Genomic DNA, 5,795 nt, shown 5'->3' with positions numbered 1-5,795 from the left:
CGGCGAGCTTCCTTTGCCAGACGGATAGAAGCCGTAACGATATCGTCCAGATTATCCGGGTATTTCAGGCGATTGGCGCCAAAGGTATTCGTGTTAAAAATATGACAGCCTGAATCCAAGTATTGTTTGTGTAAGTCTATAATGACATCGGCGCGGGTTAAGTTCCACGTTTCAGGCAATTCACCGGGTTTGAGACCGGCGGCTTGTAAGAGAGAACCGGTCCCGCCGTCGAAGAACAGACGTTCCTTGCCGAGGCGTTTTCTTAAATCTTGTCTCATTTATAATTCTCCTAAACAGGTTAATTTCATGTTAGAGTCGGAATTCACAGTCACCTTTTGTGCAAAAGCGGCATTTTTCGACATTCGTATTTTCAGTTTCTTGTGTTGATACGCCGGCTCCGGGTCTCGTAGCTTCCCAAGGATTAACTACGTCGGCTAAGTATACGGATTCGTCCTTTACGGGTGTTTCTTTCGTACAGCCTATAAAGGCTGTAACCGATTTGGACGGCACCATGAGAAGAGTGTTCGTCAAGGTTATGCCGCAGGTCTTGGGAAGTTGCAGAATGCGTGAAAAGTCGCGCTGCAAGTCTATGGGCAGGTCTCCGTAGCCCGGCGAGAAGCGAGGACGAAGTTTGTAGCCCTCCGCCGCAGCCTGAATTTTCAGCTTCGTATTCAGCTCATCTACGTAAGCTTCTATCATTTCCGCACCGGCAGCCTGGTAGATGAGGGCATCAATCATGCCGCCCACTTCGCCCCGCTTAATGAGGCGGTCGATGCCGATGCCGACTGTAGCGGCAAAAAGGTATACATAGTCGCAGCCGCTAAGGTTCTTATACAAATGTTTGGAGTAAATCGTAAGACCGGCCGTTTCCACCGTATTCGGTGCCGTTATCGTGACGGGAAAGCGTTTGTATGTAGTGCGAAAAACCGCGGCTCGTTCCATTTCCTCCACACAGATTTCCACCCGTTGCACTATATCTTCAGGAGGTTGTGTATTACGAAAGCCGAGGTAGCGATAAATTTCTTTTCGTCGTAATGTAACCATAAATTCTTCAATCCTTATTTAGAATTCAAGTAATCGAGAACAGGGCGAATATTTTCAGAAATAGCCTTGGCCACGTCCGGTTTGTTCATGGCAAAAACATGAACGTTTCTGACGCCGTTAGCATACAGGTCCAGAATTTGTTCCGTAGCATAGGCAATGCCGGCCTGTTTCATAGCTTCTGGAGAATCTCCATAGGCATCGACCATGGCAATGTAACGGGCAGGGACAGCGGTACCGGACATAGCAAGAGATCGGGTCAGAATGCGTTTGTTTGTAATAGGCATAATACCTGCCAAAACAGGTACGTCTATGCCGGCGGCATGGAGTCTGTTAAGGTAGGAGTAGAAAAGGGAATTGTCAAAAAACATTTGTGTAGACAAGAACTGCGCTCCCGCATCTACTTTGCTTCTTATATTTTCAATATCGGCTGCCAAGGAAGGCGATTCGGGATGGCCTTCAGGATAGCAGGCACCGCCCAGAGTCATAGAGGAGTCGAAGCTTTTGATCTGCTTCATTAAATCCGTAGCATGTTCAAAGTCGTTTTTTCTCGTACCGTCGGCGGGAACGTCACCGCGCAAAGCCATAATTGTTTCAAAGCCCGCTTCCTTATAGTCTTGCAAGGTTTCAGTTACCTTTTCCTTCGTACTGGACAGGCAGGTGAGATGCGGCATTACTTCCACACCGTAAGTCTTTTTGACGGCTGAAGCGATGTGTACCGTAAAATCAGACGTGCCGCCGCCGGCCCCGTAGGTAACGGACATAAAATCGGGATGCAATGCGGCAATAGCTTCGGCGGCCGCCAAGGCTGTCGGGACGTCATCGGCTGTTTTGGGAGGAAATACTTCAAAAGACAATGTTACTCGTTTATTTTTTAAGATATCGATAATTTTCATAAGAAAAGCCCCTTTGTCGATTTATTCGGATTGGGCGTGGTGAAAGATTACAGCCCATTCATTCAGAAAATACATGTGTTTATTATAACAGGTATCGAAAAGGTATAACAGATAATATAAAGGTATTTTAGGGGACAAGTTAATTTATAAAATAATGATTTATAGTATATAATAAAAACAATAGGGGAGATAAACTCGTTGAAAGATTCATGGGCAAAAACTATTGCCAAATAAAAGCCTTCATGCTATAATTCTTTTTGTTCGGACTGTTTACCGATTCCGAACGATATACGGCCTCGTGGTGTAGCGGTTAACATGTCGCCCTGTCACGGCGAAGATCGTCGGTTCAAATCCGATCGAGGTCGCCATTTTTGCTCAGGTAGCTCAGTCGGTAGAGCAGGGGACTGAAAATCCCCGTGTCGGCGGTTCAATTCCGTCCCTGAGCACCACATATGCGGAAGTAGCTCAGTGGTAGAGCACCACCTTGCCAAGGTGGGGGTCGCGAGTTCGAGCCTCGTTTTCCGCTCCATATACGGCGGCATAGCCAAGCGGTAAGGCAGAGGTCTGCAAAACCTTCATCCCCAGTTCGATTCTGGGTGCCGCCTCCATAAGCTTCTAAAGTTTGTCATGCCGAGGTGGCGGAACTGGCAGACGCAACGGACTTAAAATCCGTCGGATAGCAATATCCGTACCGGTTCGATTCCGGTCCCCGGCACCAATAAGGAAGCGAAAGACAGCCGGTCCGGATATTTCCGGACCGGCTATCTTTTTGCATCGGAAGGAGTGTAACAGGATGAGATTTCCATTCTGTTGCACTCTTTTTAAGTTGTTTGAGCATATGAGCAAGGAAGACTGTTGTGGAAGAATATCGCTATAAGGTATCGGACTTTGAAGGTCCTTTAGATTTGTTATTGTATTTGATTGAAAAGAATAAAGTCGATATTTATCATATTCCCGTTGCGGAAATAGCCGACCAGTTTAATGAATATGTAGCACAAATTGATTTCTTTGATGTCAACTACGGCAGCAAATTTTTTCTCATGGCCGCCACGTTGTTGCAAATCAAATCGCGACGCCTTTTACCGAAGGTCAAGGCGACGGAAGCAGAGGAAGAAGGGGACGATCCGGAAGAAATATTGGTACGACAACTTCTTGAGTATAAGCGCATGAAGGAAGCTTCCTCCGTTATGGCCAAGTTGTGGGAAGAAAGAAGCCTTATGCTCAGTCGAAAAAGGACGCCCTTTGCATACGAACCGAAATTTTCGGGAACCCTTGAAAAAGAAGCTCTTTTTCGTGCTTTTCAAACGATTTGCAAGGCCGTAGCGGATAAGGAAGCGGCAGCAAAGCCGGTGCGAATTGAAAGAGAAATATACAGTGTCGATGAATGTATGAATAGTGTTGTCGATTATTTGCAAGAAGTAGGCGACCCGGCAGCCGTGACTGCCGTGTTCAGCCGGTGTGAAAGTCGGTTGGAATTGGTCATCACGTTTTTGGCCGTACTTGAATTGTTAAAGACCGGTCGGTGTCGTACCGTCTCGGCAGGAGAGGAAGGAAACGCGCTTGCCTTACAGTACATCCGTTAATGATGACGTTTTGTTGGAGGGACTCCTTTTTTTAAGTGGCGGCCCTATGAGCATTGCGGCTTTAAATAAGCATACGGGGTGGTCCAATGACCGGATCGAGACGGCAGCGGAAGCTCTTGAAGAGAGACTGGCGGCTGTCGCAGGTGCCCTGGTTCTCTTACGTGTCGGCGGAGGTTATCAGTTGGCGACGCGTAAGGACTTGTATGAGTTTCTCCACTGGGAACGGGAAAAAATTGATACTCTGTCGGCCATGGCTATGGAAGTATTGGCTATTATCGCCTTTAAACAGCCGGTGACGCGGGCGGATGTAGAGAAGATACGAGGGGTTTCATCGGAACGATTGATTGCCGCCTTGTTACAACAGAATCTGATTGTCGACTTAGGGAGAAAAGACAGCCCCGGTCGGCCGATTTTATACGGTACGTCTCCTTATTTTCTGGAATGTCTGGGTATCGATTCTGTCGATGATTTGGCGGAACGCATGCCGAAAGAAATAGAACCTGAAGGGGAGATTACGGAGTCCGGGGCCTTGCCGACGGATGAGGAGGAACATGATGACGGAACGCTTACAAAAGATAATGAGTAATTGCGGGGTCGCTTCGCGAAGAGCGTCGGAAGAAATGATAGCAGCCGGTCGTGTACGCGTAAACGGCGTGATTGTAAAAACGCCGGGCGTCAAGGTGGACTTGCAAAAGGATATTATTGTCGTAGACGGGAAACGACTGGAAAAACCGGCTAAGCAATATTATCTTTTTAATAAGCCCAAAGGAGTTCTGACAACGGTTAAAGACGATAGAGAAAGAAATACGGTTATGGACTATTTTAAGAACGTAAAAGACCGTATTTACCCTGTAGGTAGACTCGATCAGAACACGGAAGGGTTACTGATAATGACCAATGACGGCGCCTTGGCCAATATTCTGATGCACCCCAGTAAGTTGGTAGACAAGACATACAATGTACGCATTAAAGGACGGGTTACGGATGCCGTATTGGAAAAGCTTGCACAAGGAGTACCCTTGAAAGACGGAATGACGGCTCCGGCAGTTGTTGTCTATGTAGGGTATGACGGGGCGACAAATATAACGGAAGTTGAAATTACCATTCATGAAGGGCGGAATCGACAGGTTCGACGTATGTTCGAATACTTCGGTTTCCAGGTACATAATTTGCGGCGCACACAATATGCTTTCCTTACGCTCAGCGGGGTCAAACGCGGTGCTTACCGCCGTCTGACACGTGAAGAAGTGGCCGGATTATATAAGTATAAATAAGGGGATTATTTATGAATTCCGTAGGAATTATCGGTGCCGGCGCAGCCGGGATTATGGCTGCTCTGGCAGCTGCCGAGGCGGGTGCCGACGTATCATTGTTTGAAAAAAACAATATTGTGGGAAAAAAAATGGGGATTACGGGCAAGGGCCGCTGTAACTTGACGAATGCGGCTCCTATTACCGACTTTATAGGTTCTACGCCGGGAAACGGTAAGTTTTTGTACAGCGTTTACCAACGTTTTACGAATGAAGATTTACTGGAATGCCTTCATTCGTGGGGCCTGGAAACCAAGGTGGAAAGGGGCGGTCGCGTATTTCCTCAATCGGACAGTGCCGTAGAAGTACGCAAACTCCTGTATTTTAAATTGAAGGACTTCGGTGTACACTTACATTTAGAAGAAGGTGTTACGGCCGTAGCCGTTCATGACGGTCGCACCCGTATCACTACCGCTAAAGGCCGGTATTTTTTTGATAAACTTATTATCGCTACGGGCGGTATGTCTTATCCCGTTACGGGGTCTACCGGGGACGGTTATACTTTTGCGGCCGGTCTGGGACACACGATTCAGGAACCTAGACCTTCGCTTATACCCTTCGTTTCGCCCGATACATGGGTACATGAACTGACAGGTCTGGCATTGAAAAATGTAGATGTTACCCTGTGGAAGGGGAAGAAGAAAATCGCATCCCGTTTCGGAGAAATGCTCTTTACTCACTTCGGTATATCCGGCCCCGCCGTTTTAATGCTCAGTACGGCGGCCGTTCACAGTAAAAAAGCCGTTTATCCTATGGAAGTCATTATTAATTTAAAGCCGGCCTTATCGGAAGAAAAATTGTATAAGCGGTTGGAGAGAGATTTTGAGTTGTACGACCGTAAACAGGCGGAAAACGCCATGAAGGATTTATTGCCGAAACGGCTGATTCCCGCTGTTTTGCGCCAGGGCCGCTGTAACTTGACGAATGCGGCTCCTATTACCGACTTTATAGGTTCTACGCCGGGA

Annotated in this window: 6 protein-coding genes, 5 tRNA genes and 1 pseudogene; 9 read left to right on the top strand and 3 right to left on the bottom strand. The window is 47.4% G+C overall.

Annotated features, from left to right (window positions below; translation table 11 throughout):
* From PGX78_RS05190 to metF, 3 genes are all read right to left on the bottom strand, one after another.
* A partial coding sequence (locus PGX78_RS05190) for a homocysteine S-methyltransferase family protein (protein ID WP_270445712.1) occupies positions 1-278 on the bottom strand: 278 nt, incomplete at its 3' end.
* Between the two features lie 31 nt (positions 279-309).
* Positions 310-1,044: a vitamin B12 dependent-methionine synthase activation domain-containing protein gene (locus PGX78_RS05185; RefSeq protein WP_270445710.1), complete on the bottom strand. Its 735-nt coding sequence runs from the start codon at positions 1,042-1,044 to the stop codon at positions 310-312.
* Positions 1,045-1,058: 14 nt separating this feature from the next.
* Positions 1,059-1,937: a methylenetetrahydrofolate reductase [NAD(P)H] gene (gene metF, locus PGX78_RS05180; protein WP_270445708.1), complete on the bottom strand. Its 879-nt coding sequence runs from the start codon at positions 1,935-1,937 to the stop codon at positions 1,059-1,061.
* Positions 1,938-2,229: 292 nt separating this feature from the next.
* Between metF and PGX78_RS05175 the strand changes: the two genes are divergently transcribed.
* The 9 genes and pseudogenes from PGX78_RS05175 to PGX78_RS05135 form a co-directional block, all read left to right on the top strand.
* A tRNA-Asp gene (locus PGX78_RS05175) sits at positions 2,230-2,305 on the top strand.
* Between the two features lie 5 nt (positions 2,306-2,310).
* Positions 2,311-2,386: transfer RNA gene (locus tag PGX78_RS05170), tRNA-Phe, on the top strand.
* A 5-nt stretch (positions 2,387-2,391) separates the two neighbouring features.
* A tRNA-Gly gene (locus PGX78_RS05165) sits at positions 2,392-2,466 on the top strand.
* A gap of 5 nt (positions 2,467-2,471) precedes the next feature.
* Positions 2,472-2,545: transfer RNA gene (locus tag PGX78_RS05160), tRNA-Cys, on the top strand.
* 21 nt (positions 2,546-2,566) lie between these two features.
* Positions 2,567-2,655 (top strand) — tRNA-Leu (locus tag PGX78_RS05155).
* Between the two features lie 139 nt (positions 2,656-2,794).
* The gene (locus PGX78_RS05150; protein ID WP_270445707.1) at positions 2,795-3,520 is read left to right on the top strand and encodes a segregation and condensation protein A; all 726 of its coding nucleotides are present in this window, start codon (positions 2,795-2,797) and stop codon (positions 3,518-3,520) included.
* Complete coding sequence (scpB, locus tag PGX78_RS05145) at positions 3,498-4,106, top strand: SMC-Scp complex subunit ScpB (protein WP_270445704.1); 609 nt, start codon at positions 3,498-3,500, stop codon at positions 4,104-4,106. The genes PGX78_RS05150 and scpB overlap by 23 nt, the downstream gene beginning before the upstream one ends.
* Positions 4,075-4,794, top strand: coding sequence for a pseudouridine synthase (locus PGX78_RS05140; protein ID WP_270445714.1), 720 nt, complete (start codon positions 4,075-4,077; stop codon positions 4,792-4,794). The genes scpB and PGX78_RS05140 overlap by 32 nt, the downstream gene beginning before the upstream one ends.
* A gap of 11 nt (positions 4,795-4,805) precedes the next feature.
* A pseudogene (locus PGX78_RS05135) lies at positions 4,806-5,795 on the top strand (NAD(P)/FAD-dependent oxidoreductase); the annotation flags it as partial.

The organism is Megasphaera sp. AF13-6AC, assembly GCF_027685385.1.
GTDB classification, from domain to species: Bacteria; Bacillota; Negativicutes; order Veillonellales; family Megasphaeraceae; genus Megasphaera; species Megasphaera micronuciformis.
This window is presented reverse-complemented; position numbering and strand designations above follow the sequence as displayed.

Bases quoted from the DNA above. Each gene is read 5' to 3' on its own strand.
- PGX78_RS05185 (WP_270445710.1), bottom strand. From the start codon at position 1,044: ATGGTTACATTACGACGAAAAGAAATTTATCGCTACCTCGGCTTTCGT.
- metF (WP_270445708.1), bottom strand. From the start codon at position 1,937: ATGAAAATTATCGATATCTTAAAAAATAAACGAGTAACATTGTCTTTT.
- PGX78_RS05140 (WP_270445714.1), top strand. From the start codon at position 4,075: ATGACGGAACGCTTACAAAAGATAATGAGTAATTGCGGGGTCGCTTCG.